Origin of the sequence: Thermus tenuipuniceus, from assembly GCF_002964845.1 — a bacterium.
Taxonomy (GTDB): Bacteria; Deinococcota; Deinococci; order Deinococcales; family Thermaceae; genus Thermus; species Thermus tenuipuniceus.
The window spans coordinates 1-23,700 of the sequence record NZ_KZ672978.1; the positions used below are offsets into that span (position 1 = coordinate 1).

Consider the following 23,700-nt stretch of genomic DNA (forward strand, 5'->3'; position numbering starts at 1 on the left):
CAGCCCCTTCTCCCTCAAAGCCCTTTCCCAACGGTAGTAGGTGGCCCGGCTGATGCCCAAAAGCTCCTGGACCTCATCCCAGCTCCTCTTGCTCTCCCGCAAGGCTTTCACCAACTTGATCTTGCGTAGGCGTTCCTGGACATCCGGGTCGCCTGCTCCGGCCTCGGCCAGAGTCTGCGCTTCCTTAGCTCCTCGCCATAGGTCTTTGCCAACCGTGGTCAGCTGCATAGGGGGAACCTCCGCAGGGTCGGTTCCCCATCTTTTTATCCCGCTCGGTGTCTCACATGTGTTTGTCCGGGTTCACTGGAAACCTACGGGGAGCGGGAAGAGGAGTAAAAAAGCGGGGAAGCCCAGGCCGGACCTTTGGGGTCCGGCCCATGCCTTTCCTTTTTGCGGGCTTTCCTCTTGGGTTGAGGTTAGCGGCCCACCAGGCGCTTCCGCCTTGAGGGGTCCAGCACCTTTTTGCGCAAGCGGAGGCTCTTGGGGGTTACCTCTAGGAGTTCGTCCTCGGCCAGGAACTCCAGGGCTTCTTCCAAGGAAAGCTGCCTTGGGGGCACCAGGCGGATGTTCTCGTCGGAACCTGCCGCCCGGATGTTGGTGAGCTTTTTGGCGGTGGTGACGTTCACCTCCAGGTCGTTTTCCCGCACGTGCTCCCCCACGATCATGCCCACGTAGACCTCGGTGCCCGGCTCAATGAAGAACTGCACCCGCTCCTGCAGGCGGTTCAGGCTGTAGGCGGTGGCCACCCCCGCCTCCATGGCCACGGCGCTTCCCGTGGTGCGGGTGGGGATGGGGCCGGCCTCGGGGCCGAAGCCGTGAAAGGTGTGGCTTAGGAGGCCTTCCCCTCCGGTAAGGGAAAGGAAAAGGCTACGGAAGCCGAAAAGGGCTCGGGCCGGGACGACGAACTCCGCCCGTACCCTTTCGCCCACCTCCATGTGGATCATTTCCGCCCGTCGGGCCCCCAGGGCCTCCATGACGCCTCCGAAGCGGTCCTGGGGCACCTCCACCACCAAAAGCTCGTAGGGCTCGAGGCCATCCTTGGTGAGCACCCGGGGCTGGCCCACGCTGAACTCGTAGCCTTCCCGGCGCATGGTTTCCAGGAGGATGGCCAGGTGAAGCTCCCCCCGGCCCCTAAGCTCAAAGACCTCGGGGCCCACCTCCTCCACCTGGAGGGCCACGTTGGTGCGAAGCTCCTTAAGGAGGCGCTCCTTCAGCTTCTGGCCCGTCACGTACCGGCCCTCCCGCCCGGCGAAGGGGGAGGTATTGGCGGTGAGGGTGAGGGCCACGGTGGGCTCGTCCACCTTAAGGCGGGGAAGGGGCTCTTGGGCTTCGGGATCGGCCAGAGTGTCCCCAATCTCAACCCCCTCCATCCCCGCCAGGGCCACGATATCCCCGGGAAGGCTTTCCTCCACCTCCGCCCGCTCCAGGCCCTGGTGGGTGTAGACCGCCACCACCCTGGCGGAAAGGACCTCGCTCTCCTTCAAGATGGCCACGCTTTCCCCCTTGCGCACCCGGCCCCGGGCCACCTTGCCGAGGGCGATCCGCCCCAGGTAGGGGGAGTGGTCCAGGTTGGCCACCAGAAGCTGGAAGGGCCCTTCCTCCCACCTGGGTGAGGGGATGTGCTCGAGGATAGTTTGGAAAAGCTCCGAGAGATCTTCTTTAGGTACTTTCCGCCAGGCCCGGCCCTCCCGGCCGATGGCGTAGAGGTAGGGGAAGTCCAGCTGCTCCTCCGTGGCTCCCAGTTCCACCATGAGGTCAAAGGTGAGGTTTAGCACCTCGTCGGGGCGGGCCTCCTTCTTGTCCACCTTGTTGAGGACCACGATGGGCTTGAGCCCGGCCTGGAGGGCTTTCCGCAGAACGAACCGGGTCTGGGGCATGGGCCCCTCGGCGGCATCCACCAGAAGGAGCACCCCGTCCACCAGGGAAAGGGCCCGCTCCACCTCCCCGCCGAAGTCGGCGTGGCCAGGGGTGTCCACGATGTTGATCTTCACCCCGTCCCAGACCACGGAGGTGTTCTTGGCTAGGATGGTGATGCCCCGCTCCTTCTCCAGGTCGCCCGAGTCCAGGATCCGCTCCCCTTCATCCTTGGCCAAAGCCTTAGCCTGGCGGAGCATGGCGTCCACCAGGGTAGTTTTCCCGTGATCCACGTGGGCAATGATGGCTATGTTTCTAATCTCCATGGGCGCACCCAATCCCCCCACTCTACCATGCGGGGGCGCGTAGGATAGGGGCATGATGGTGGCTACCTTTTCCCTGGTAGCCCAGGACCCAAAGACCGGGGACTTGGGCGTGGCCGTGGCCAGCAAGTTCCTGGCGGTGGGCTCGGTGGTCCCCTTTGCCCGGGCGGGGGTGGGGGCCATCGCCACCCAGTCCTACGCCAACCCCCGCTTTGGGCCGCAGGGCCTTGCCCTTTTGGAGCAGGGGGCCAGTCCGGAGGGGGTCTTGGAGGCTTTCCGGCGCACCGATCCCGGGTTGGAAAGGCGCCAGTTCGGCCTGGTGAGTGCCCGCGGCGAGGCCCTCACCTTCACCGGTGGGGAGTGCCACCCCTGGGCGGGGGGGCGGGCGGGGGAGGGCTACGCCGCCCAGGGCAACCTCCTCTCGGGCCCCGAGGTGGTGGAGGCCATGGTGGAGACCTTTTTGCGGGAAGAGGGCACCCCTTTTCCCGAAAGGCTTCTTCTGGCCTTAAAGGCGGGGGAGGAGGCGGGAGGGGATAAACGGGGCAAGCAGTCTGCGGCGCTTCTGGTGGTGGGGGAGGGCAAGGGGTACGGAAGGCTTTGGGACCGGTACATCGACCTCCGGGCCGACGACCACCCGGAGCCGGTGGAGGCGCTTTTCCGCCTGCTTTCCCTCCACCGCCTCCTCTTTGAAAGGCCCAAGGAGCGCCGCCCCTTGGCCCCGGAGGAGGTGCGGTGGTTGCAGGGGGTGCTCCGGAGCCTTGGGCTTTACGCAGGGGAAGTGCACGGGGAGTTTGACGAGACCACGGAGCGCGCTTTTCTTGCCCTGATTGGTATGGAGAACCTGGAGGAGCGCTACGGGGGAGGCCCGGAGGTGGACGAGGCCACCCTGAGCTACCTCAAGAGGAGGTATCCATGGAGCTAGGGGCGGGAGGTGTGGTCTTCAACGAGAAGGGGGAGGTGCTCCTCCTCCGCGATCGCATGGGCTTCTGGGTTTTCCCCAAGGGGCACCCGGAGCTGGGGGAAACCCTCGAGGCGGCCGCGGTGCGGGAGGTCCTGGAGGAAACCGGGGTAGAGGCGGAGGTTCTGGCTCCCCTTTTCCCCACCCGCTACGTGAACCCCAAGGGAGTGGAGCGGGAGGTGCACTGGTTCCTCATGCGGGGCACCGGGGAGCCCCGCCTGGAAAAGGGGATGAGTGGGCTCGGTTGGTTTAGCCCGGAAGAGGCCCGAGCCCTCCTTTCCTTTCCCGAGGACCTGCGCCTTCTGGAGGTGGCCCTTGAGCGTCTACCGCTTTGAGGACAAGCTTCCCAAGGTGCATCCCACCGCCTTCATCGCCCCTGGGGCCTATGTGGTGGGGGAGGTGGAGGTGGGGGAGGGGGCTTCCATCTGGTTCGCCGCTGTGGTCCGAGGGGACTTGGAGCGGGTGGTGGTGGGTCCGGGGAGCAATGTCCAGGATGGGGCGGTTCTCCACGCCGACCCGGGTTTTCCCTGCCTTTTGGGTGCTGGAGTTACTGTGGGGCACCGGGCGGTGGTCCACGGGGCGGTGGTGGAGGAAGGAGCCCTGATCGGCATGGGGGCGGTGGTGCTGAACGGGGCCAGGGTGGGAAAGCATGCGGTGGTGGGGGCAGGGGCGGTGGTCCCTCCCGGGATGGAAATTCCCGAGGGGAAGCTGGCCGTGGGGGTCCCGGCCCGGATCAAGGGTCCCGCCGAGCCCCCGGGCAACGCTCCCCGGTACCGGGCCCTGGCGGAGCGGTACCGGAAGGGGCTTTTGGCCATGGACTTTCCCAGGCGCTACCGCCTTACCCTGCGAGGCCAGGATGCCCTAAACCCCTTTAGCGAGCTCCACCTCCACCTGAAGCGCACCCGGAAGGAAGCCCTGGAAGCCTTGAGGCGGGCTTCCCAGGGGTTTCCCTTGGCCTTGGAAGAGGCCCTGCCCCTGGTGGAGGAGGGTTTCCTCGCCCCGGAGTGAGCCCGAGGCCACATAGGGGGAGGAACGGAGGTGGCAAGATGGAGCGCAAGATGGTGGAGCTCGAGGATACGGGTCTTACCTTTGAAACCCACGTGGACCTGGGGCGTCTGAAGCGCCTGGCGGCGGAATGGCTGGAGGTCATCGGGGAGGATCCCAGCCGGGAAGGCCTCCTGAAGACCCCCGAGCGGGTGGCCAAGGCTTGGGCCTTCCTCACCCGGGGCTACCGCCAGGACCTGAGGGCCATCGTCAACGGGGCCCTCTTCCCCGCCGAGGGGAGCGAGATGGTGGTGGTGAAGGGCATAGAGTTCTACTCCATGTGCGAGCACCACCTCCTGCCCTTCTTCGGCCAGGTGCACATCGGTTATATCCCGGGCGAGAAGATCCTGGGCCTTTCCAAGTTCGCCCGCATCGTGGACATGTTTGCGAGAAGGCTGCAGGTGCAGGAGCGCCTGGCGGTGCAGATTGCCGAGGCCATCCAGGAGATCCTCGAGCCCCAGGGGGTGGGGGTGGTGGTGGAGGGGGTCCACCTCTGCATGATGATGCGGGGGGTGGAGAAGCAGCACTCCCGCACCACCACCAGCGCCATGCTGGGGGTCTTCCGGGAAAGCCAGAAGACCCGGGAGGAGTTTCTGAGCCACCTAAAGTGAATCCCCCTGCCTAGGCAGGGGGGCTTGGCCCGGTGTTTCTACTCAGGGTTCTGCGGGGGCGCAGGCACCTCGCATCCCGGCATGGCCATCTCAGGGGAGATGCCTTCCACCGCAATGGGGATTTCCGCATCCCCCACGCCTTCCACGTGGATCCTTAGGATGCCGCTTTCCGCTCCCACGGGCACGCGGAGCATCAAGGTGGCGGGATTCCCAGCCTGGGTGATCTCGGGGTTTTCCGCAGGCAGGCCCGGATCCGGGGGAAGCAGGGCGCGGTTGATGCCGGCATCCCATTCCTCCTGGGTGCCGAAGGAGTTGCCCTTAAGGGCCATCCAGTCGCCCGCCCGCACCTTACACCCAGAGACCACATCGGGTTGGACGCTTTGGATGCGGAGCTTCCCCGTGGTCTTGATGCCCTGAGGGGCCGAGCAGGCCGCAAGGGCGAAGAGCAAGAGCCAGACGATCTTTTTCATGCTTCCTCCAGGGTTTTACTCTGAGCAATGGCCGGGGCCGATGAGGCCGTTGTTGTAGCTGTCCAGGGTGGTGGCGTACCCCTTGGCCTGGTTGGCCAAGGCCTTGCTCAGGGAGTCGGTGGGCTTATAGGTGCCGAAGAAGCCTTCCGCCCAGGCCATGGCGGCATCCACCGCTGGGGTGGTGGAGGCCCCGTGGAGGACGTTCAGCTTGGCGGCGATGTACTGGTGGGCCAGGATGTAGTAGGCGTTCCCCCTGGGTGAGGTCCAGAGAACCTGGTAATAGCTCTGGCCAGAAATGAAGAAGGGAGTATCCTCGCCAATCTGGGCCCAGGTGTCGTCGTAGGGGGCAGGGCCGTAGCGGGAATGGGTCTTCCAATAGCCCTGGGTTAAGGTGCACCCACCCGCACAGGGTACGGAAACCTTTACCGTAGCCGAGGCCGAACCCTGGGTCTTGGTGTCGGAGGCGGTGAAGGTGGCGGTGTTGTCCACCTGGTACTCCCCGCATTGGTCAAACTTGACCCAGCGCTCAAAGAAGTAGGTCTGGGAGATCACGCCCTCGGGGGTGTTGCCGCTGATGGCGTTGACCGGGGTGGCCGAGGGGTCGCTTACCTGCACGCTACCATCCACCACCTGGGTGGGCGTGGTGAAGGCGAAGCTAGCTTGGCCCGAGGCAGTGCCGCTTTCCCCGTTGCTGCTCCAGTTCACCATGGCGGTGTTGGTCCGGCTTTGCCCGTTGGGCAGCGCTTGGCTGTAGGTGCAGCTAAGGGTTTGCCCTGCGGGCAGGGTGTAGGGGAAGCTTACCCCACAGTTAAGGGCCACGGTTTCCCCTGTGGAGAGGGTATCGCTTGGGGCTTGTAGGAGGACGTCCACGCTGCCCGTGTTCTTGATGGTGACCGTGCCCTCCACCTGGAAATCCGAATCCGTGGGTGTGCCCACCAGGTACACCGCATACTTGACCAGGTAGGACTGCCCTGGGGCCAGGGTAAGGGTTCCGCTTGCCGGGTCCGTCACCTTTTTCTTCATGGTCCAGCGGTAAGTGCGCTTGAACTTGGGCACCGCCGTCTTTTCCACCGTCACCGAGGCACCTACCGCCACCTGGGGCTTCACGCCTTGGGGAGCCTGGGAGCAGGCTCCAAGGAGCCCCACCGCTAAAAGAATCCCGTACCAATACCGCATACCCATCCTCTCCTTTCCCGAATCCTTTACCTCAATGGTTTGCGCTCTCCGAGGGGATGGCCAGGTCCAGCTGTCCTAGCCTTTCCCCGTCGGCCAGCACCAAAAGGGTGTAGCGACCGGGGCCCAAGGGTACTTCCCCGGTCCAGGTGTAGCCGTCCTCGCTCGTTAGGGCGAAGCTTTGGCCTTTTTCCGTGAGGGCCACCTGGGTGGCCCGGAAGCGCAGGGCGATCTTCACCTTGGGTCCTTCCAGGGAACTGGGGCTATAGAGGGAGCCGGAAACCACCTGAAGGAAAAGGGGAGCCTCCGCTTCCCCCTGACCCCTGGCCTTGACGGAGAGGGTGTGGAACCCCGGGGGCAGGGTCAGGCGTATCCGGGCGGTGTAGTAGTTTCCTTCCTGGCGGGCCAGGGGCACCGGTCCCGAGGGCAGGTCCAGGAAGACGCGGTCTGCCTCGCCCTGGACCAGGGCTTTGATCTCCACCTCGGCCCCGGCGATGGGGGTGGAGGGGTCGGCGGTGGCCACCAGGCTTAAGCGGCCTGCGGTATAGGTCACCTCCACTTCCCGCTTAGGGGGGAGGGCCGCCACCTGGATGGCCTTGGGGGGCGCGCTGGGATCCACCTGGGCCTGGACCCCGTCTTCCTGCCGGTAGCCCTCGGGCAGGTAGCGAGGGTCGGCGTAGACCCGGTACTCCCCCCGGAAAAGCCCCCCGATGAGGGCGCGGCCGTTGGCGTCCGCCCGGGTGCAGCGCTTCACCACCCCTTCGGCGCAGACCCCAGCGAAGGCCAGGCCCTGTTCGTTTCCACCGTCCAGCACTTGGACGGCCAGGGTGGTGGCGGGGGCGAAGGGAAGGTTCTTCTCCAGGCTGGCGTTTAAGGTTACCTGTACCCGTTCCTCCCCCAGAAGGGCCAGGATGGCGGGAAGGTTGGGGAAGGCGAGGGTGCCTTCCCCTGGGGCCACGAAGAGGCGGTAGCGGCCCTGGGCGTCCGTGGTCTCGCAGGTCTTTCCCAGACAGATCCGGAGATCCGCCAAAGGCGCCTCTCCGGGATCCAGGCGTCCATTCAGGTTCTCGTCGCGGAAGGCCTGGCCCACCACCTCGCCTCCCTTGCGGCCGCCAAAGAGGTCCACCATCTCCTTCGGGGTGGTGAAGGTAAAGGTTTGGGTGTAGGCCAGGCTGACGCCTAAGGCGTGGCGGGCTTCCCCGGTCTGCAGGATAAGGGTGTAGGAGGCTCCCAAGGAGAGGCCGGCTTCCAGGAAGTTGCGCTGGGCTAGGGAAAGGCCCAGGCGCTGGCTGGTGGCCTCCTCCAGGCGGTACTCGTAGAAAAGACGGCTTTGGAGGCTTCCGGGCCAAAGCTGGTTCCAGGCAGTCCCGTAGAGGGTGAAGTCCTTTTCCGTTCCCCGCTTGGTTAGGTACTGCCCCTCGAGGCTCCCTCCCTCCAGGGCCATCCGGAGCAGGAGACTTCCTTCCCACAGGGGGCTTTCCTGGAGGAGGTAGCGCAGATAACCGGAGAGGCTGAGGTCGCGGGTGCCCAGGGTGAGGCTGGCCTGGTAGCTCTGGTTCTCGGGGGCTTCCCCGGAAAGCTTTTTGTTCATGCCATAGCTTAGGCTGAGGTTCCCGCTATACACCCCTGGTTCGCCGAAGGCGGTGCTGAGGCTGGGGGCAAGGCCATACCCCCGGCTTTCCCCTTGCTGGCGGTAGCTGCCCGTGAAGCTTACGAAGGCCCCGGCCACAGGTTGGGCGTAGAGGGTGAGCTGGTTTTGCCAAAGGCCCTGGCTGGGGCCAAGCTGCACGCTGGTGCTTCCGCGAAGGCCCAAGGGGTAGAGGCTCCGGGTGCCCCCCGCTAGGCCCAGGGTGTGAAGGCCCGCCAGGGGGATGCCGCTGTAGCTTTGCACCAGCTCCAAATCCTGGGTCTGCCAGGTAAGGCTTTGGCTCAAGCCCAGGGAAAGGCGGTAGCCCTCCCCGGTCTGGCCGGTGAGGTCGGTGCCCAGGCCCAGGCTAAGGCCCCCTTCCAGGGGAAGGCGGTAGCGCAGGCTGAGGTTGTCCTGGCGGCCCGTGGGGGCGGTTTGCGTGGAGAGGGCGCCTTGGAGGTCTAGGCTTTTGTCCAGGCTCACCGCGCTGGCCCTAAGGCCTAGGGCATCCGGGCGGTAGTTGCCCTCGAGGCTCACCCGCGCCGGGTCCAGGCGAAAAGTGGTGGCCAGGCCGAAGCTTCCCTGCCCCCCTTGGGCCCGGGCTTCCCAACCTTCCCCTTTGAGGCTCAGGGTGAGGGTTTGGGGCAGGCGAAGGGGTTCGGCCAGGCTCCCCGAAAGGGGGCTTGAGGCCGCGGTGGCGGTCACGTAGTCCGAGAGGGCTCCGCTCAGGCTGGGGGCCAGGAGGTAGCCCACCTGCCCCTGGAGTTGGCCTCGTTCCAAGGTAGCCCCCAGGCTCAGGGCCAGACCCAGGCCCAAGGTGAGCTCGGGGTCCCGGCCCCTTTGGCCGCTTGCCAGCAAGGGGTCCTTGAAGAGCACGATGATCCCGGCTTCCTTGCGGGCCTCGGGCTGGGTTTTGGGGGTGACCCGAAGCTTCATGTAGAAGCGGTATCCGGCGGAGATCTCCCCCTGGGGGTTTACCAACACCCGCACCACCCCGGTTTCCCCGGGAGCCAGGCTCAGGCCAGCGGGGTTTAAAAACACCTGGAACATGGCGACTTCCGCTTGCAGAAGGAACTCCTCCTTTTGGTTGGAGCGGTTGCTAACGTAGACCGGAAACTCAAAAGGTCCTCCCAAGCTGGCCTCGAGGGTGGCGGGAGCGGAAAGGGCCACTTGGATCAAGGGCAACACCTCTAACGTCACCTCGGCCCTGGCCACTTCCTTCTCCCCCTCGTAGGCCACCACCAAGGCTTTCCCCTGGGTCCTTGCAGGCAGGGGCGGCACCCTTAGGGTGAAGCTCAGGGTTTCCTCCTTTCCCTCCAGCACCGCCTGCCTTTCCGGGGAAAGAGCCTGCCAGCCCTCCGGGGGAAAGAGGCGGAAGCGCACCGACCCTGTTCCCTCCACCCTCAGGCTCAAGGTGAGGTAGTCCCCCGGGACCCCGGCAAGGCCAGGGGTGGGAAGGAAGCGCACCTGGGCCCAGGCCAGGCCCAAAAGAAGGGGGAAAAGAGCCAGGAAAAGCCTCATCTCAAGGTTGCCTCAAGGCGGTGACCAAGGCCTGGACCACGTAGCTACCGGCGCGCTCGTTGCCGAGAAGCTCGAGGGCAAACTCCAGGCGGATCTCCAGCCAGTCCCCCGTGGGGCCCGCCTGGGTGTAGATGATCTGCGGGGTGCCGTCGGCCCTAAGCCAAAGCCCCCCATTCACCCGGTAGAGGACCTGCCTGGCAGGCAGAAGCAAAACCCCGTTTTGATCCTTGAGATCTGGAATCTGCAGGAGGAGGCTCCACACCCCGGGGGCGTTGGAGAAGACCTGGACGGGCAGGATGCCCCCTTCCAGGTTGCTGGCGGGGTAAGTGGCGGGAAAGCTCTTAGGGGGATAGTCCTTGAGGTCAAAGGCAATCTGGGTGGTGGGGGTGCGGAGGGCGATGGTTTCGGGGATCAAGGTCTGCACGATCCAGGTGGCCTGGGCCAGGGCGGGAGCCAAGAAGAGGATGAAACCGGCTAACCAACTTCTCATGGGGTACCTCCTTTTTCCCCTTCCTCGCCGGGAGAAGGGGGTGCGGCCAGGGGGGTGCGCAGGGTAAAGGGAAGGTCTGCGGCCACGTCCTTGGTGGTGTCGCCATAGTTGAGGATGGCCAGGGCGGTGTAGCTGCCCACGGGCAAGGGGCCCACCAGGGTGACGGGTAGGATGCGCACCTGGCCCGGCAGGACCACCACCTCCTCCACCTCTACCTCCGCCACTTTGCGCCCCGAGGCGTCCCGCACCTCAAAGCGGCCGAAGAGCTTCTGGGCGGTGTTCCCCGTGTTCTGGTACTGGAGGGCGAAGCGGTAGGGCTCCCGGGGGTTCTTGGGGGGGTTGGGCACGATCCCGGTGATCCGTCCCCCGGTGGTTAAGGGTCCTATGTTCACGTAGAAAACGTGGGCCATTCTCACCCGGAAGGTGGCCAGGGGCACCCCGGGGGGCGGGTTGGGATCCTCGGATTCCAGGAAGAGGATGCTCCAGTGGGTGCCGGGGGTGGCCTCCTTGGGCACGGTGAGGGTGTAGGTGAGAGGCCGGCTTTGCTTGGGCTCCAGCAGGAACTCCGCCGGAGAGAAGGTGACCCAGGGGCTTGCGCTTTCCCTTAGCGAGCCCGCGGGGAGAAACTGGATCTTTCCCATGGGATCGTAGGTCCAGTCCCCCAGGCTGGCCCTTACCCGCACCGGGCGGGTGCCCACGTTGTAGACCAAAAGGGTTTGCGTGAGGATTTCCCCCGGCTTGGCCTCCTTGAGGAGGACGGGGGGTTCCACGCCCAGGGTGCTTTGGGCCAGGGCGCCGAGGGCCAGGCTGAGGAAGAGGGGAAGGATTCGCTTCATGGTTCACCGAGGGGGGGAAAGGCCCGGCCCTAGGGCCGGGCCTCCTTGCCGCTTACCAAGCAGTCGTGGCCAGGGTGTAGGTGAGGTTTGCGGTGCTCTTGCCCCAGAGGTCGCTGTTGACCTTGACGGCCACCACCACCAGGTCATCCAGCCAGCTCTTGTAGCCACACCGCTCGGGGTTGTTGCCGGAGCGGGTTCCCGTGGGGCCGGCCTGCAGGTTGCGGGGGACCAGCTCCAGGCTGGCGCCATTGGGAAGCTCGTAAAGCCCCGTGGCCGCGCCGAAGGTGTCGCAGGGGTTGTCCTGGATGTAAAGGTGCTGGATCCCTTGAGCGCCCTCGGGGTCGTTGCGGTTCACGGTCAGGTGCCACTGCTTCCCGTTGGAGAACTTCTGCAGGATGAAGGTGCGGTAGCAGACGAAGTAGTTCTTGCTTCCCGGCACCAGCTCCCCGTTCTTATCCAGCTTGATGGGGGGATAGGCGGTCACCGCCCCGCCACCGTTGATGGTGATGTTGGGCCAGGTGGCCGTGTTGTAGCTGGTGCCCAGGGGCAAGGTCTGCACCTGGTTGTAGAAGTTGTTCCCCAGCTGGGTCTTCACGTCCTGGTCCGTAAGCCCGTAGACGCAGACCATCTTCCCGTCGAAATCCGGGGTGGAGTTGGGCCAGGTGGTCCCGTCCAGCCCCGTCAGGTCAAAGGTCAGGGTGGTCACGTCCAGGTGCAGGGCTGTGGCCTTGGGGAGGATGAGCTCGATGGTCTGGTTCACGGCGGCCGAGTCGGCGCCCTTGGCGTAGGCGTCGGGGCCGTTGCCCTTGGTGGGGGCCACCGTGGGCGCCTGGGCCAGGGCCAGGGGTGCTAAAGCCAATACTGCTACCAAAATGCCTTTGCGCATGTTTCCCTCCGAATCTGCCCCTCGAGGTGGTGGCCTCTCAGGACGCCCTCACCCTAAGGGAAGGAGCGTTACGGAAGCGTTACGGGAAGGAAATCCGTGGCCCAAGGAGCCTACGGGAACGTGGTAGTATGAAGGGCAAGGAAGGTAACGCTTTGCAACGCGCCCTTAACGATCCCGTTTATGCCCTGCCCCTTTTGGGTCGGGCGAGGGTGCTTTGCCAGGGCAAGGAGGTACGCCTTTCCCGGAAGGGGCTTGCCCTCCTTTATTACCTGGCCCTCGAGGGGCCCACCTCGAGGGCCCGCCTGGCTGATCTCCTTTACGGCCACGGCTCGGCCCTGCAGAACCTGCGGGTGGAGCTCCACCGCCTGGGCCAGGCCTTTGGGCGGGAGGTGTTCCCCAAGGGGCAGGATCCTTTGTGCTTGCCTTCCTGGCTGAAGCTGGAAGCCTCGGGGCACGGGGAGGCCCTGGAGGGCTTGGAGGAAGTGGGGGGCTTGTGGGAGTGGGTGCAGGAGGTGCGCACCCGTCTTGAGCCTGCTCCCGGTCCCCCCTGGCGCCGGGAGCTGGTCCGGGAGCTTTCCGCTTTGCGCCCCCCCTTTCTCCTGGTGTTGCGGGGGCGGATTGGAGCGGGCCAGCGGGCCCTGGCCCAGGAGCTGGCCCGGATCCTGGGTTTGGCGTTTCACCAGAGCCTGCGCCCGGAGGGCCTGGTCTACCTGGAATTCCCTTACCCCCAGGTGCCCGTGCGGGAGCTCCTGCGCTCCAAGGCCTTTTTGGTCCTGAGCCTGGACCCCGGGGAGGAGCCCCGCTTCTTCCTGGAGCTACGCGCCAGCTATCCTCCAGAACGCATGCGGGTGCTGGAGCTGGCCCCCTTAAGTTGGCTGGAGGCCCGGGAGGGGCTTTTGGCCGGGTACACCTTCCAGCAGGCGGCGGGGGCCTACTTCTTGGCGGGAGGGCAGCCGGAGTGGATACCCGAGTGGCTGGCGTGCATCACCTCTCCCCAGCGCCCCCTGGCGCAGCTTCGCCTTAAGGCCCGCTGGCTCAGCGAGCCGGCCCGGGTGGCCTTAGAGCGGCTTTCGGTGGTCCCCGGCCCCATTCCTGAACAGGTTCTGGATGCCCTCGAGGCCTTGCCTTACCTGGAGGAGCTGGAGCGGAAAGGGTGGCTGGTTTACCAGGGAGGGTATCGCTTCGCCAAGGAGGCGGAACGCTGCCTCTTCTATTCCACCCTACCCCCGGGCCGGCGGTACGAACTCCACGAGCGGGCGGCCACCGCCTTGGCCTTGGCGGGTCATGGCCAGATGGAGGCTTGGCACCGCAAAGCCTTGGGGGAGAGCTATGAGGGCCTCCTTGGCCCTCCTTTGCGCGAGGCCCTTCAAGGCGGGGGAAGGGTGTGGGCGAAAACGGGGTTGGGACGGGAACTGGCCTTGCTCACGCAAGGGGGCGAAGGCATCTTCCCCCTGGGGCAGGGGTTTGGCCTGGCCCTTCTGGAACCGGGGGAAAAGGCGCACCTGGACTTTTCCTCCCTGGAGGAGGAGGCGGTGTTGGAGCTTCTAGGGGAGGCCTATGCTCCTGAGGATTCCTGGGGCCTTCTTTTGAGCGTGCGGGGGGCCTGGGGGGAAGGGCACCTGCGGCTGGAGGAATCCTTCGCCCATCGGCTTCTCCTTCCCCCGGGTCCTTTTCACCTGCGCTTTTCCGGCGTGGGGGTAGCCGAGTGTACCCTGCGGGCCTACCGCCCGCGGTCGGACGAGGGCACCTTTCGTTCAGGCAAGGCTCCGGTAGACGTGTGGGTATTAGCGGCGAAGAAGGCCCAGGAGGTTCCAGAGCAGGGTGAGAAGAAGGGAAAGAACCAGGGCCGAGGTGATGGGGACGTACACCCGTAGACCTTCCCGCTCAATGCGGATGTCCCCCGGCAGGTGGCCGAACCAGGAGAAGAGCTTCGGGAAGGAAAGGAGCCCTAGGCCGAGAAGGACCAGCACTACTCCTAAAAAAAGTAGGACCTTACCTACTACCTCCATCCCCAACCTCCAGGTAGGCGGTGAGGGCGGCGCCCAATAGCCCTGCTTCCCCGCCCAGAAGGGCCCGGCGCAAGGGGGGCACCTCCCAGCCCGAGAGGTAATGCCGGTAGGCCTCCTCCATGGCCTCCCAGTACGCCCGGGGGGCGTTAAGAGCAACCCCCCCGCCCACCACCACCGCGCCGGGGTCAAAGGCCTTCACCAGGCTGGCGAGACCCATGCCCACGTAGCGGGCCGCCTGGAGGAGGATGCGCCGGGCCTTGGCGTCTCCCTCCCCGAAAAGCTGGAAAAGCTCCCGGGTATCCACCTTGCGGTGGAAGGCATAGGAGGCCTCCCGCTCCAGGGCCCTGCCGGCGGCCAAGGCCTCGAGGCACCCCTCGAGGCCGCAGCCGCACACCGGCCCCCCGGGAAGCAAGGTGATGTGGCCCAGTTCCCCTCCCTGCCCCCTCTCTCCCCTCAAGACCCGTCCTCCCAGGACCACCCCACCCCCGATCCCGGTGGAAACCGTGAGGAAGAGGGAGCTTGCCTCTCCCTTGGCCGCCCCCAGGTGGTGTTCGGCCAGGGCGGCGGCGTTGGCGTCGTTCTCCAGGTAGACGGGCCTCTGGGTGGCCTCCTCCAAAAGGCGGCGGATGGGGAAGTCCGAAAGGCCCCGGATGTTGGGGGTGAAACGGATCACCCCGCTTTTGAAGTCCAGGGGCCCCGGGGTGCCCAGGCCGATGGCCACGCCCTCCACCCCGGCCTCCGCCTCCGCCTTCCTGGTGGCCTCGGCCAGGGCCTGCACCACCGCCATCCCGCCTTCCCCGGGGGTGGGGAGGACCACCTTGGAAAGAAGCCTCGTTCCGTCAAAGACCCCGGCGGCGATCTTGGTGCCCCCTAGGTCTAGGCCCACCACGGTCATGGGATCTCCTCCTCCAGGGCTGCTTCCGCCTCCCCCAGAAGGGCCTCGGGCACAAAGAGGTTCACGTCTCCCATGTAGGTGCCCAGGGCCGCCTCGGGCAGGCCGGAAAAAGGGGTTTCCAGGATGACGGGGATGCCCCTGGCCTCGAGCCTCGCCTTCACTCCCTCGGCCACGGGCCGGGGGGCGGTGAGGAGCTTCCGGTAGGGGGTGCCGGCGATCAAGCGGCGTTCCATAAAGCCTCCACCAGGCGCACGTAGTCCTGGGCGGCCCTCTCCACCTCGGCCAAGGGAATATGTTCCCTGGAGGTGTGGGCCAGGGAGGGATCCCCCGGGCCGTAGCCCAAGACGGGAGCCTTGGTGCCCAGATAGGGGGCGTCGGTGGTGAAGGGCCAAAGGCCCGCCCCTTCCTGGCCAAGGGCCTTAAGGGCCGCAAGGAGCAAGGGGTGGTCCTCCGGCAGGTGGTAGGGAGGCCAGAGGGCGGGGATGACGAGGCGCACTTCCCCCGAGGCCCGCTCCTCCTCGGGAATGTAGACCGAGGCATCCCCCAGGGCCTTAAGCCTTTCCAAAAGAGCTTCCAGGTTGGCCTCGGGCTCGTAGCGCACGTCCAGGTACAGGCGCACCACCCCGGGGGTCTGGTTCCGGGCCCCGGGGTAGGTGTCCACCCGGGTGGGGGTGAGCTTGAGGCCCGGGGAAAGGGGAAGCTCCTTTAGGGCCAGCAGGTACTCCCCGAGGTCGAAGAGGGGGTTTTCCGGGCCCGAGAGGGCGGCGTGGGCCTCCTCCCCTTCAAAGTCAACCCAGACCTCCGCCCGGCCCCGGTGGCCCCGCATGAGCCTTCTTCCCGAGGGCTCCCCCAGGATGAAGGCCAGGGGGGAAAGCCTTTCTGCGGCATGACGGCTTCCCAGTCCCCCCACTTCCTCCTGCACCGTGGCAAGGAAGCGCACCCGTCCCTTGAGGGGCTTTTGGGCAAGGGCCTCGAGGGCCAGGAGCATGGCCACCAAAGGACCTTTCATGTCCACCGCCCCCCGGCCCCAGACGGCCTCCTGGGCCACGGTGCCCTGGGGGTAGGGCCAATGCAGGGGATCCCCCAGGGGCACCACGTCCAGGTGCCCGGTTAGCACCACCTCGGGTTCCTTCTCCCCCAGGAGGGCCTCCACGTTTCCCGCCTCGTCCAGGGTGGCCGTCAGGCCCATGCCCTTAAGGGCCTCCAGGAAAAGGGCCGCCGCCTCCCCTTCCTGCCCCGGGAGGCTTTCCGCCTGGAGGAGGCGGGAGAGAAGCCGGATCCAGTCCACGACCCTATCCTACACTCCGGCCCAGGGCTGCCATGTAGAGGGCTATCCCCAAGGCCACGGAGGCGTTCAGGGACTCAGCCTCCTCCCGGATGGGGATGCGGAAAAGCTCGTCGCAGCTTTCCCTGACCAACCGGCGCATACCTTCCCCCTCCGAGCCCACCACCAGGGCCAGGGGCCTTTGGAAGTCCAGCTCCTTGGGGGTTTTTCCCCCCCTTACGTCCAGGCCGTACACCCAAAGCCCCTTTTGCTTGACCTCCTCGAGGGCCCGGGGAAGGTTTTTCACCCTCACCACGGGAAGCTTTAAGGCGGCCCCGGCGCTGGCCTTCAGGGCCAGGGGCGAAAGGGGGGCGCTTCGGCGCTCCTCGGACACCACCCCGTGGGCTCCCAGGGCCAGGGCGCTTCGGATCATGGCCCCGTAGTTCCTGGGGTCGGTGATGCCGTCCAGGAAGACCAGCAGGGGAAGCTCCTTGCGGGCTTCCGCCAGGGAGAAGGCTTCCTCCAAGGGAGCGTAGCGGGGTTCCTCCACCTCCGCAGCCAGGCCCTGGTGGTGGGTGGTTCTCAGGAGGGTGTCCAGCTCAATCCGGGGCACCAGGGTGTACTCCGCCCCGAGCCTCTCCAGCTCCCTTAAAAGCCAGGCCTCCACCCCCCGGGCCACCAGGACCCGCCGCACCCGGCCCTCCTTCAGGGCCTCGAGGACCGGGTTCCTTCCGTAGATCCACATGGCCTGAGTTTACGACGGGGTATCATGAAGGCCAAGGAGGCGAGCCATGTACAAGACCATCCTGATGCCCACGGACGGAAGCCCTTGCAGCCTGCAGGCCCTGGAGCACGGCCTTTCCCTGGCCAAGACCTTGGGGGCCAAGGTTCACTTCCTCTACGTGCTGGAGAACCCCGCCCAGGCCATCTGGATCGCTCCCGAGAGCGTCCCTTATGGCCTTGAGCTCCTGGAGGACCTGAAGAAGGCGGGAGAGGAGGCCATCGCCAAGGCCTTGAGCCTGGCCCAGGAAAAGGGGGTGGAGGCCACGGGGGAGGTGAAGGAGGGAGTGCCGATACCCACCATCGTGGAGGCGGCCAAGGGATTCGACCTCTTGGTCATGGGCACCCACGGGCGCACCGGGCTGGACAAGCTCCTTTTGGGCTCGGTGACCGAAGGGGTCTTGCACCGGGTGGGGATACCCGTTTTGGTGGTGCGGTGCCGTTAAACCCCATCTTCCTGCCCGGTTGGGGGAAGCCCTGGCTGTAGCCATGCGGCTTATTAGCGCCTTCGTTTCCTCGAGGGTGGCCCCCGGCGACCCCCGGTACTCCCGCCTGGTCCGCTACGGGGAGGTGATGGCTGAGGAGGGCTTCGGCCTGGCCTGTGGGGGCTACCAGGGAGGGATGGAGGCCTTAGCCCGGGGGGTGAAGGCCAAGGGGGGGATGGTGGTGGGGGTTACCGCCCCGGTCCTTTTCCCCGAACGCAAAGGCCCAAGCCCCTATGTGGACCTGGAGCTTCCCGCCTCCTCCTTGCCCGAGCGCATCGGGAGGCTTTTGGACCTGGGGGCGGGGTACTTGGCCCTGCCGGGTGGGGTGGGCACCTTGGCCGAGCTCACCCTGGCCTGGAACCTCCTCTACCTGCGGCGGGGCTTGGGGCGGCCCTTGGCGGTGGACCCTTACTGGCTTTCCCTCCTCAAGACCCACGGGGAGATCGCTCCGGAGGACCTGGACCTTTTGCGGGTGGTGGCGGACGAAGAAGACTTGCGGGCGTTCTTGCGGAGCCTATGAGCGAAACCCTTGTGGTGTACGTGCCGGATCTGGGCCAGGGCGTGAGCTTCTACCAGGCTTTGGGGCTGGCCCTGGAGGAGCTGATCCCGGAACGGGAGGCCCTTCTGGCTCCCCTCGAGGGGCCCCTTCTCCTCCTGCGCCCTGGAAGCGGGGGAGTGGAGCAGGGGCCCAACCGCCCCCGGCCCGAGGGGCGTGGCTTTGCCCGGGTGGGGGTGGAGGAAGGCCGCCTGGTGTTCTTCGTGGAGAACCTGGAGCACGAAAAGCTTCGTCTTGCCAAGTACGGCCTTCCCTTCCGCGAGACAGGGGAGCACCTCCTTCTCTTTGACCCGGGGGAGAACCCGGTCTTGGTGCGGGAGCCTCCCCCCGAAAAGCATCCCTGACCCGAGGAGATACATGAAGCTTTGGCTTTTGGACCTGGACGATACCCTTCTTGTGGACCACCGGGTGAGCGAGGAGGTCTTAGGCCGCTTGGGGCAGGAAGCAGGGGTGGAGGGGCTACCCCAGGCGGTGCGAAGAAAAGCAGAGGAGTTCTTCCAGCAGGCTCCCTTCTACCCCTGGGCCGAGCGCATCGGCCACTCGGCCCTGGAGGCCCTTTGGGCCCGCTACTCCACCCCGGGGCTGGAAACCTTGGCAGAGTGGGCCTGGCCTTTTCGGGAAAGGGTTTTCCGGGAGGCCCTTAGGGCGCTGGGTGGTCCTGTGCAGCGGGCCCGGGAGCTGGCGGAGGCCTTTTTCCAGGAGAGGCGCCGCTACCCCCTTTTCCCCGAGGTGTCGGAGTTTCTGGAGGCCCTTGGAGCCAGGGGGGCTATCCCGGTCCTCCTCACCAACGGCGTGCCCGACCTGCAGCGGGAGAAGCTCGTCGGGGCAGGCCTCGGGGAGCCTTTTCCCCTCACCTTGGTTTCCGGGGAAGTGGGGCTTGGCAAACCCGACCCCAGGCTCTTCCGCATGGCCCTTTGCGCTTTTGGCGTGGGCCCGGAGGAGGCGGTGATGGTGGGGGATAACCCCGAGCGGGACATCAAGGGAGCCCTTTCGACGGGGATAAAGGCGGTGTGGGTGGACCGGGGCCACCGCCCCAAGGACCCCCGGTATCCCGCCCACCTGGAAGTCCGGGACCTGCGGGAGGCCTTGGCCCTTTTGTGACCTTCTTCCGGGGGTCTGGCCTCTTCTAGGGTAGGCTTGGGCCATGTACGAGGCGGCCCTCGTCCTCCACAACCTGGTGCGCTGGCTGGTCTTGGCCTTCGGGCTTTGGGCGGCGTTTCGCCCCGAGGCCAGGCCCGGTGCCTTCTTCGCCCACACCCTCACCCTGCAGGTGGTGCTGGGGCTCCTTCTGGCTTTCCTTAGCCCCCTTTTCCAGGGGGCCTTGGCCAACCTGGAGGTGGCCATGCAGACCCCGGGGGAGGCCCGCTACTTCGTGGCTGAGCACTGGGTGGGGGGGCTTGTCGCCTTAGGCCTGGCCCACGCCGGGCTTTCCCAGGCGCGAAGGGCAAAACCCCGGGCCCGGATTTTCTTCGCCTTGGCCTTGGCGCTCCTCATCCTTTCTATTCCCTGGTTCCGGCCCCTTCTTAGGCTTTAGCCCAGGAGCTCGGCCACCGGGAGAGAAAACGAGGGAAAGGCCGCGGGAGTAAGTGCCCGTGCACGAAGGGTGCTCCCTTGGCAAAAGCAGAAGCGGCTTGCCCGTGGCCTTTTGGGGGCCCCCCCCCCCCCCNGAGGGGGAGCGAAAGACGTGAAGCCGCTTGCCCTCGAGGTCCAGTACCCAGAGTTCAAGGATCCCGTGGCGCGCGTATAGGGGTGCCTTAACCCCCAAGTCGTAGACCGAGGAGGCCTCCGCCACCTCCACCAGGAGGAGGATATCTGGGGGGCCGGGGTGCCCTCCTGGTAAAGGTCAGGCCGGGGGCGCAAAAGGGCCAGGTCCGGCTGGGGCTCGCTGAAAGGGCTAAGGCGCACGGGGTCCTGTACGGCGATAAGGCAGGCCCCTTTCATCTCCAAGGGGGTGAGCAGGCGGCGAAGGCGCCGCACCGCGGCGGCATGGCGGCTACCGATAGGGCCCATCTCCCAAACCTCTCCCTCCAGAAGCTCCACCCGGTCGTCCTCTCCCAGGAGGCCTGCCTGGGCCATCCTGTGGAACTCCTCCACGGTAAACCGCTTGCGCACCGGGGTCATGGTTTCATCTTAAGGCGGGTGGGCCTTGCTCTAAATAGGCCACCGCGGCGTACCCCACCACCCGGCTTGTGTCATGGGAGGCCTCGGCGCTGGTGGCGTAGGCCAGAAGCGTTGGCTTCCAACCCAAGCTTCCGGCCAAAGCAGTGAGGGTGGCCCAGGGAAGGTGGCCGCAGGCTTCCCCTTGGGCTACTCCCTCCACATCCAGGGCCATGGCCTTTTCCAGGGTCCTTTGATCCCGCTCTCTGGCCACGGGGTCGGGATGGTAGTGGGAGAGGTCGCTGGAGGCCACCACCAGGTCCCCCTCCCCCAGCTCCGACAACAGGGCCTCGGCCACCCCCTTTGGGCTTGCTTCCCCGAAGAGAAGGGGCAGGATGGGCGTGCCCGGCAAGGCCACCTGGAGGAAGGGGAGGAGGACCTCGAGGCTATGCTCTTCCCAGAAGGGCTCCTCGTAGGTTAAAAAGGGCGGCCCCTTCTCCATAAGCCTTTTCCCCCCTTCCAGGTCCACGGCCACCTCCCCCAAGGGGGTGGCCCAGGCCCGGTAGGGGTAGAAGGCCACCCCCGGGAAGAACACGAAGTGACTGGGTCCCAAAAGGAATACCCGCCTCGCCCTTCCTCGCCAGGCGGAAAGGGCCTTAAAGCCCTCCGCCGCCACCTTTCCCGAGTAGAAGTAACCCGCATGGGGGGAAAGAAGCCCCCGTACCCTGGGGTCGGGGGAGGCCTGGGCCCTACGCAAAAAGCCCACCACCTCCTGCCTTAGGCGTTCCGCCCCCAGGGGGTAGAAGTAGCCGGCCACCGCCGGCGGCCTCACCAGGTCCATACCCCGGGAATCCTCCTCCCGCACCCCGGGCAGATCCCGGGGACCTCCCAAAGGGGCTCCACCCGGAAGCCCCGGCGCCGGATGAGGAGCCGCCCGCAAGCCGGGCAATGGGTGGAGCTTCTTTCCTCGTCCAGGACGTTGCCCACGTACACGAACCTCAGGCCCTCTTCCTTGGCGATCTCGTAGGCCCGCACCAGGGTGCTGTGCCGGGTGGGCCTCAGGTCCAGCATGCGGTAGTCGGGATGGGCGGCGGTGAGGTGCCAGGGGATTTCGGGGGAAAGCCCCTTGAGGAATCGGGCCATGGCCCGGACCTCCTCCGGGGAGTCGTTGTAGCCCTCCAGGAGGAGGGTGGTCACCTCCACCCAGACTCCTTGGGCCAAAAGGTGCTCGAGGCTTTCCAGGACCGGCTTGAGCCGGGCCCCGCAGATCTTCCGGTAGAACTCCTCGGTGAAGCCCTTCAGGTCCACGTTGGCGGCATCCAAGAAGGGCCGGATATACTCCCAGGCCTCCTTGGTTTCAAAGCCGCTGGTGACGAAGACGTTTTTCATGCCCCGTTCCTTAGCGAGCTTGGCCGTGTCGTGGGCGTATTCAATCCAGACGGCGGGCTCGTTGTAGGTGTAGGCGATTAGCCTCACCCTCAGGGCCTCGGCCTTCTCCACGATGGCCTCGGGGGGCCAGTCCTCCCCGATAGGCCGGTCCAGGTAGCCTTCCGGCGTGACCTTGAACTCCCGGAACTGGGAGATCTGCCAGTTCTGGCAGAAGGCGCAGAAGAGGTTGCACCCCACGGTTCCCAGGGAAAGGATTCCTTCTCCGGGGTGGAAGTGGTAGAGGGGCTTTTTCTCCACTGGGTCCAGGTGGACCGCGGCCCCCTTGCCGTAGGTCACCAAGTACAGCCTGCCCCCGAGGTTGCGCCTAACCCCGCACTTGCCTGCCTGCTCTGGAGCGATGGCGCAGTAGTGGGCGCAGGCCCGGCACTGCACGTAGCCCTTGGGCAAGGGCCGGACCAGGTCGGCTTCCCTTAGGGTAGCGGTGAGGGTCATTTCATAGGGCCTACTTTCAGGATAGCACCGGCGGAGGGGGCCTTGCGTAGACTTTAGGCGTGGCCACCTTCCCCCCCGAAAGGGAAGAGGACTTTGCCCCCTTCGTGCCGGAGGAGACCCTCCGCCGCGGTCTGGCCTACTTCAAGGAGGGCCGGGTGCGCCGCCTTTTCCGGGTGGGGGAGAAGCTCCTTGGGGAGGTGCAGGGTTCCGAGCCCACCCCCTACCGGGTGGAGGTGGGGCCGGGGCTCGTGGGCTACTGCACCTGCCCCTACCCCGGTTTCCCCTGCAAGCACGCGGTGGCGCTTCTTTACGCCCACGTGGAGGGAAAGGCCCCGGACCTGGCGCCCCTGATCGAGGCCCTGACCCCTGAGGAGGCCAGGGGCCTCCTGAAAAAACTCGCCCTCCTTCCCGAGGTGGGCCTTTACCTGGCGGAAGCCCTAGCCCCGGAAAAGGCTTTTCTGGAAGGGGTGAAGGACCTGCGCCGGGCCTTCCGGCTGGGGGGAGGGCAGGAGGAGGCCCGGACCCTGTCCTTGCGCCTGGACCGGGTGGGGAGGAAAGAGGTGGAGGCCTATCTGGAGGCGCTTTTGGAAGCTCCCTTTGATCCGGAGCCCTACTTGCGGGTAGCCCTGGAGCGCTACCTGGCCCTCACCCCTAGGCTTTCCTTGCTCCTGAACCTTTACCTGAGGCACCCTTCCGAGGCCTTGCGGGAGGCTTTCCTGCAGGTGGCGGGGGAAAGGGGGGAGGAGGCCCTTCACCTTTTAAGGGGTGGGAACGGCTTGGAGCTTAAGCGGGCGCTCAGGACCGAGCTTCTCTTCCGCCTGGGGCGGGTGGAGGAGGGGCTTTCCGCCTTGCGGGAGGGGCTGGAAGGGGTTGGGGACTACCTCCTCCTGGTGGAGCGCCTTATGGCCTTGGGCCGGGTGGAGGAGGCCCTTAAGTACGCGGAGGAGGCCCGGGACTGGTTCGGCAAGGACCCCAGGCTCCTTCCCCTCTTGGACCTTTTGGTGGCCCATCGGGGGCTTCCTGAGGACCATAGGGCCCGGTTTGAGGTGAGGCCGAACCTCGAGGACTACCTGGCCCTAAAGTCCAAGCTAGGCCGGGAGTTTTACCGGGAGCGAAAGGCTCTTCTCAGGCAGGTGCGGGACCCTGCCCTTCTCGCCCGCATCTACCTCTTGGAGGAGGATTGGAAGGCCTTGGACCGCCTGTTGAGGAACGCCCCGCCGGAGGCCTATCCCGCCTTGGCGGAGGCGCTGGAGGAGAGGCTTCCCGAGGAGGCGGGAAGGCTTTACCGGGAGGCGGCGAGGCTGGCGGCCGAGAAGGGGACCCGCAAGGCCTACCGGGAGGCGGCAAGCCTCCTCCTGCGCCTTGCCCGTTTGGACCCTAAAGGGGCGCGGAAGGTTGCCTGGGCCTTAGCGCGGGCCTTCCCTCGGAGGAAAGCCCTTTGGGAAGAGCTCAAGCCCCTTCTCTCGGAGAACCCTCATGAGCCAGCCCCAGAATAACCCTGTGGAGCGCTTTCCTTGGGTGGAGGTCTTCCGGGGCTTGGCCATCCTCGAGGTGGTCCTCCACCACGTGACGGGTCGTTTCCTAAGGGAGCTTTCCCCAGGAAGCCTGGAATGGCATCTTCTGGCAGCCATGAACCGCACCCTGCATTTTGCCGTTCCCGCCTTCCTCTTCATGACCTCTCTGGTCCTGGGGGCAAGTTTCGTGAGGGCGTTCCGCCTGGATCGGTACCTGCAAAACCGCGCTTTGCGTCTCCTTTGGCCTTACCTTCTCTGGAGCGGGGTGTACCTGGCCTTCCGTTACTGGGATCACGGCATCTTCCAGCCCGAGCGCCTTCTTCACCAGCTCCTTTGGGGCAAGGCCTACTTCCACCTCTACGAGGCTGTCGTAAAAGTCTTGTATCCTTGAAGGGTGCAGAGGACACGCACATCTTACCCCAGCGA

27 protein-coding genes and 2 pseudogenes are annotated in these 23,700 nt (G+C 65.9%); 12 read left to right on the plus strand and 17 right to left on the minus strand.

Annotated features, from left to right (window positions below; translation table 11 throughout):
- Together C2847_RS05845 and typA are read right to left on the minus strand one after the other, a co-directional pair.
- Window positions 1-228 (minus strand): helix-turn-helix domain-containing protein (locus tag C2847_RS05845; protein ID WP_128415162.1); only part of this gene is annotated, 228 nt, incomplete at its 3' end.
- A 188-nt stretch (window positions 229-416) separates the two neighbouring features.
- Window positions 417-2,180, minus strand: a complete 1,764-nt coding sequence (gene typA / locus C2847_RS05850; RefSeq protein ID WP_105317518.1) for a translational GTPase TypA — start codon at window positions 2,178-2,180, stop codon at window positions 417-419.
- A gap of 52 nt (window positions 2,181-2,232) precedes the next feature.
- Between typA and C2847_RS05855 the strand changes: the two genes are divergently transcribed.
- From C2847_RS05855 to folE, 4 genes are read left to right on the plus strand one after another with little or no spacing between them, the layout of a single operon-like run.
- Entirely contained in the window at window positions 2,233-3,099 is an 867-nt protein-coding gene (locus tag C2847_RS05855; protein WP_105317519.1) for a DUF1028 domain-containing protein, read from the plus strand.
- Window positions 3,090-3,470 (plus strand): NUDIX hydrolase, encoded by a 381-nt coding sequence (locus C2847_RS05860; protein ID WP_105317520.1) that lies wholly within the window; start codon window positions 3,090-3,092, stop codon window positions 3,468-3,470. The genes C2847_RS05855 and C2847_RS05860 overlap by 10 nt, the downstream gene beginning before the upstream one ends.
- Window positions 3,451-4,143 carry a gamma carbonic anhydrase family protein gene (locus tag C2847_RS05865; RefSeq protein ID WP_105317521.1) on the plus strand — a complete coding sequence of 231 codons (693 nt, stop codon included), beginning with the start codon at window positions 3,451-3,453 and terminating at the stop codon, window positions 4,141-4,143. Before C2847_RS05860 ends, C2847_RS05865 begins: the two co-directional genes overlap by 20 nt.
- A 38-nt stretch (window positions 4,144-4,181) precedes the next feature.
- Window positions 4,182-4,790: a GTP cyclohydrolase I FolE gene (folE, locus tag C2847_RS05870; protein ID WP_105317522.1), complete on the plus strand. Its 609-nt coding sequence runs from the start codon at window positions 4,182-4,184 to the stop codon at window positions 4,788-4,790.
- A 38-nt stretch (window positions 4,791-4,828) separates the two neighbouring features.
- Here folE and C2847_RS05875 read toward each other — a convergent pair whose 3' ends face one another.
- From C2847_RS05875 to C2847_RS05900, 6 genes are read right to left on the minus strand one after another with little or no spacing between them, the layout of a single operon-like run.
- A complete protein-coding gene (locus C2847_RS05875; protein ID WP_105317523.1) occupies window positions 4,829-5,260 on the minus strand; it encodes a hypothetical protein in 432 nt (143 codons plus the stop codon).
- Window positions 5,261-5,275: 15 nt separating this feature from the next.
- Entirely contained in the window at window positions 5,276-6,436 is a 1,161-nt protein-coding gene (locus tag C2847_RS05880; RefSeq protein ID WP_105317524.1) for a hypothetical protein, read from the minus strand.
- 31 nt (window positions 6,437-6,467) lie between these two features.
- On the minus strand, window positions 6,468-9,581 hold the full coding sequence (locus C2847_RS05885) for a hypothetical protein (RefSeq protein ID WP_105317525.1): 3,114 nt from the start codon (window positions 9,579-9,581) through the stop codon (window positions 6,468-6,470).
- A gap of 1 nt (window position 9,582) precedes the next feature.
- Window positions 9,583-10,071: a hypothetical protein gene (locus C2847_RS05890; RefSeq protein WP_105317526.1), complete on the minus strand. Its 489-nt coding sequence runs from the start codon at window positions 10,069-10,071 to the stop codon at window positions 9,583-9,585.
- Window positions 10,068-10,907, minus strand: coding sequence for a fimbrial biogenesis chaperone (locus C2847_RS05895; RefSeq protein ID WP_105317527.1), 840 nt, complete (start codon window positions 10,905-10,907; stop codon window positions 10,068-10,070). The genes C2847_RS05890 and C2847_RS05895 overlap by 4 nt, the downstream gene beginning before the upstream one ends.
- 52 nt (window positions 10,908-10,959) lie before the next feature.
- Window positions 10,960-11,793 carry a hypothetical protein gene (locus tag C2847_RS05900; RefSeq protein WP_105317528.1) on the minus strand — a complete coding sequence of 278 codons (834 nt, stop codon included), beginning with the start codon at window positions 11,791-11,793 and terminating at the stop codon, window positions 10,960-10,962.
- Between the two features lie 152 nt (window positions 11,794-11,945).
- On the opposite strand from C2847_RS05900, the gene C2847_RS05905 reads away from it, so the two are divergent.
- A complete protein-coding gene (locus C2847_RS05905) occupies window positions 11,946-13,667 on the plus strand; it encodes a hypothetical protein (RefSeq protein ID WP_244187367.1) in 1,722 nt (573 codons plus the stop codon).
- On the opposite strand, the gene C2847_RS05910 is transcribed toward C2847_RS05905, so the two are convergent.
- The 5 genes from C2847_RS05910 to rlmB are packed head-to-tail and all read right to left on the minus strand — an operon-like array spanning window position 13,578 to window position 16,706.
- Window positions 13,578-13,802 carry a DUF2905 domain-containing protein gene (locus C2847_RS05910; RefSeq protein WP_105317530.1) on the minus strand — a complete coding sequence of 75 codons (225 nt, stop codon included), beginning with the start codon at window positions 13,800-13,802 and terminating at the stop codon, window positions 13,578-13,580. The two genes, C2847_RS05905 and C2847_RS05910, sit on opposite strands and share 90 nt — an antisense overlap.
- Window positions 13,786-14,697, minus strand: coding sequence for a glucokinase (locus tag C2847_RS05915; RefSeq protein ID WP_105317531.1), 912 nt, complete (start codon window positions 14,695-14,697; stop codon window positions 13,786-13,788). Before C2847_RS05915 ends, C2847_RS05910 begins: the two co-directional genes overlap by 17 nt.
- Window positions 14,694-14,930 carry a hypothetical protein gene (locus tag C2847_RS05920; RefSeq protein WP_038028718.1) on the minus strand — a complete coding sequence of 79 codons (237 nt, stop codon included), beginning with the start codon at window positions 14,928-14,930 and terminating at the stop codon, window positions 14,694-14,696. The genes C2847_RS05915 and C2847_RS05920 overlap by 4 nt, the downstream gene beginning before the upstream one ends.
- Window positions 14,915-15,985, minus strand: coding sequence for a M20 family metallopeptidase (locus C2847_RS05925; protein WP_105317532.1), 1,071 nt, complete (start codon window positions 15,983-15,985; stop codon window positions 14,915-14,917). The genes C2847_RS05920 and C2847_RS05925 overlap by 16 nt, the downstream gene beginning before the upstream one ends.
- Before the next feature lie 4 nt (window positions 15,986-15,989).
- Window positions 15,990-16,706, minus strand: coding sequence for a 23S rRNA (guanosine(2251)-2'-O)-methyltransferase RlmB (gene rlmB, locus C2847_RS05930; RefSeq protein ID WP_105317533.1), 717 nt, complete (start codon window positions 16,704-16,706; stop codon window positions 15,990-15,992).
- A 46-nt stretch (window positions 16,707-16,752) separates the two neighbouring features.
- Between rlmB and C2847_RS05935 the strand changes: the two genes are divergently transcribed.
- From C2847_RS05935 to C2847_RS05955, 5 genes are read left to right on the plus strand one after another with little or no spacing between them, the layout of a single operon-like run.
- Entirely contained in the window at window positions 16,753-17,187 is a 435-nt protein-coding gene (locus C2847_RS05935) for a universal stress protein (protein ID WP_105317534.1), read from the plus strand.
- Window positions 17,188-17,230: 43 nt separating this feature from the next.
- A complete protein-coding gene (locus C2847_RS05940) occupies window positions 17,231-17,746 on the plus strand; it encodes an LOG family protein (protein WP_105317535.1) in 516 nt (171 codons plus the stop codon).
- A complete protein-coding gene (locus tag C2847_RS05945; RefSeq protein ID WP_105317536.1) occupies window positions 17,743-18,126 on the plus strand; it encodes a VOC family protein in 384 nt (127 codons plus the stop codon). The genes C2847_RS05940 and C2847_RS05945 overlap by 4 nt, the downstream gene beginning before the upstream one ends.
- Window positions 18,127-18,139: 13 nt before the next feature.
- Window positions 18,140-18,883, plus strand: a complete 744-nt coding sequence (locus C2847_RS05950) for an HAD family hydrolase (protein ID WP_105317537.1) — start codon at window positions 18,140-18,142, stop codon at window positions 18,881-18,883.
- A gap of 43 nt (window positions 18,884-18,926) precedes the next feature.
- Window positions 18,927-19,316: a hypothetical protein gene (locus C2847_RS05955; protein ID WP_105317538.1), complete on the plus strand. Its 390-nt coding sequence runs from the start codon at window positions 18,927-18,929 to the stop codon at window positions 19,314-19,316.
- Window positions 19,317-19,449: 133 nt separating this feature from the next.
- Here C2847_RS05955 and C2847_RS12935 read toward each other — a convergent pair.
- The 4 genes and pseudogenes from C2847_RS12935 to amrS form a co-directional block, all read right to left on the minus strand.
- Window positions 19,450-19,580: pseudogene (locus C2847_RS12935) on the minus strand (Uma2 family endonuclease); the annotation flags it as partial.
- Between the two features lie 92 nt (window positions 19,581-19,672).
- Window positions 19,673-19,903 (minus strand): annotated as a pseudogene (locus C2847_RS12940) (Uma2 family endonuclease); the annotation flags it as partial.
- A 4-nt stretch (window positions 19,904-19,907) separates the two neighbouring features.
- Entirely contained in the window at window positions 19,908-20,720 is an 813-nt protein-coding gene (gene amrB / locus C2847_RS05965) for an AmmeMemoRadiSam system protein B (protein WP_105317539.1), read from the minus strand.
- On the minus strand, window positions 20,708-21,760 hold the full coding sequence (gene amrS, locus C2847_RS05970; RefSeq protein WP_105317540.1) for an AmmeMemoRadiSam system radical SAM enzyme: 1,053 nt from the start codon (window positions 21,758-21,760) through the stop codon (window positions 20,708-20,710). The genes amrB and amrS overlap by 13 nt, the downstream gene beginning before the upstream one ends.
- 59 nt (window positions 21,761-21,819) lie before the next feature.
- On the opposite strand from amrS, the gene C2847_RS05975 reads away from it, so the two are divergent.
- Both C2847_RS05975 and C2847_RS05980 read left to right on the plus strand, forming a co-directional pair.
- Window positions 21,820-23,256 carry an SWIM zinc finger family protein gene (locus tag C2847_RS05975; protein WP_105317541.1) on the plus strand — a complete coding sequence of 479 codons (1,437 nt, stop codon included), beginning with the start codon at window positions 21,820-21,822 and terminating at the stop codon, window positions 23,254-23,256.
- A 4-nt stretch (window positions 23,257-23,260) separates the two neighbouring features.
- Window positions 23,261-23,665 (plus strand): acyltransferase family protein, encoded by a 405-nt coding sequence (locus C2847_RS05980; protein WP_244187368.1) that lies wholly within the window; start codon window positions 23,261-23,263, stop codon window positions 23,663-23,665.
- Window positions 23,666-23,700: the final 35 nt, after the last annotated feature.

What these genes read in the sequence shown, in the direction of transcription:
- C2847_RS05940 (WP_105317535.1), top strand. Translation starts at nt 17,231, where the DNA reads ATGCGGCTTATTAGCGCCTTCGTTTCCTCGAGGGTGGCCCCCGGCGAC.
- C2847_RS05910 (WP_105317530.1), bottom strand. Translation starts at nt 13,802, where the DNA reads ATGGAGGTAGTAGGTAAGGTCCTACTTTTTTTAGGAGTAGTGCTGGTC.
- C2847_RS05955 (WP_105317538.1), top strand. Translation starts at nt 18,927, where the DNA reads ATGTACGAGGCGGCCCTCGTCCTCCACAACCTGGTGCGCTGGCTGGTC.
- amrS (WP_105317540.1), bottom strand. Translation starts at nt 21,760, where the DNA reads ATGACCCTCACCGCTACCCTAAGGGAAGCCGACCTGGTCCGGCCCTTG.
- C2847_RS05895 (WP_105317527.1), bottom strand. Translation starts at nt 10,907, where the DNA reads ATGAAGCGAATCCTTCCCCTCTTCCTCAGCCTGGCCCTCGGCGCCCTG.
- C2847_RS05860 (WP_105317520.1), top strand. Translation starts at nt 3,090, where the DNA reads ATGGAGCTAGGGGCGGGAGGTGTGGTCTTCAACGAGAAGGGGGAGGTG.
- C2847_RS05945 (WP_105317536.1), top strand. Translation starts at nt 17,743, where the DNA reads ATGAGCGAAACCCTTGTGGTGTACGTGCCGGATCTGGGCCAGGGCGTG.
- C2847_RS05920 (WP_038028718.1), bottom strand. Translation starts at nt 14,930, where the DNA reads ATGGAACGCCGCTTGATCGCCGGCACCCCCTACCGGAAGCTCCTCACC.
- folE (WP_105317522.1), top strand. Translation starts at nt 4,182, where the DNA reads ATGGAGCGCAAGATGGTGGAGCTCGAGGATACGGGTCTTACCTTTGAA.
- C2847_RS05935 (WP_105317534.1), top strand. Translation starts at nt 16,753, where the DNA reads ATGTACAAGACCATCCTGATGCCCACGGACGGAAGCCCTTGCAGCCTG.
- C2847_RS05900 (WP_105317528.1), bottom strand. Translation starts at nt 11,793, where the DNA reads ATGCGCAAAGGCATTTTGGTAGCAGTATTGGCTTTAGCACCCCTGGCC.
- C2847_RS05875 (WP_105317523.1), bottom strand. Translation starts at nt 5,260, where the DNA reads ATGAAAAAGATCGTCTGGCTCTTGCTCTTCGCCCTTGCGGCCTGCTCG.
- C2847_RS05855 (WP_105317519.1), top strand. Translation starts at nt 2,233, where the DNA reads ATGATGGTGGCTACCTTTTCCCTGGTAGCCCAGGACCCAAAGACCGGG.
- rlmB (WP_105317533.1), bottom strand. Translation starts at nt 16,706, where the DNA reads ATGTGGATCTACGGAAGGAACCCGGTCCTCGAGGCCCTGAAGGAGGGC.
- typA (WP_105317518.1), bottom strand. Translation starts at nt 2,180, where the DNA reads ATGGAGATTAGAAACATAGCCATCATTGCCCACGTGGATCACGGGAAA.
- C2847_RS05885 (WP_105317525.1), bottom strand. Translation starts at nt 9,581, where the DNA reads ATGAGGCTTTTCCTGGCTCTTTTCCCCCTTCTTTTGGGCCTGGCCTGG.
- amrB (WP_105317539.1), bottom strand. Translation starts at nt 20,720, where the DNA reads ATGGACCTGGTGAGGCCGCCGGCGGTGGCCGGCTACTTCTACCCCCTG.
- C2847_RS05950 (WP_105317537.1), top strand. Translation starts at nt 18,140, where the DNA reads ATGAAGCTTTGGCTTTTGGACCTGGACGATACCCTTCTTGTGGACCAC.
- C2847_RS05880 (WP_105317524.1), bottom strand. Translation starts at nt 6,436, where the DNA reads ATGCGGTATTGGTACGGGATTCTTTTAGCGGTGGGGCTCCTTGGAGCC.
- C2847_RS05890 (WP_105317526.1), bottom strand. Translation starts at nt 10,071, where the DNA reads ATGAGAAGTTGGTTAGCCGGTTTCATCCTCTTCTTGGCTCCCGCCCTG.
- C2847_RS05915 (WP_105317531.1), bottom strand. Translation starts at nt 14,697, where the DNA reads ATGACCGTGGTGGGCCTAGACCTAGGGGGCACCAAGATCGCCGCCGGG.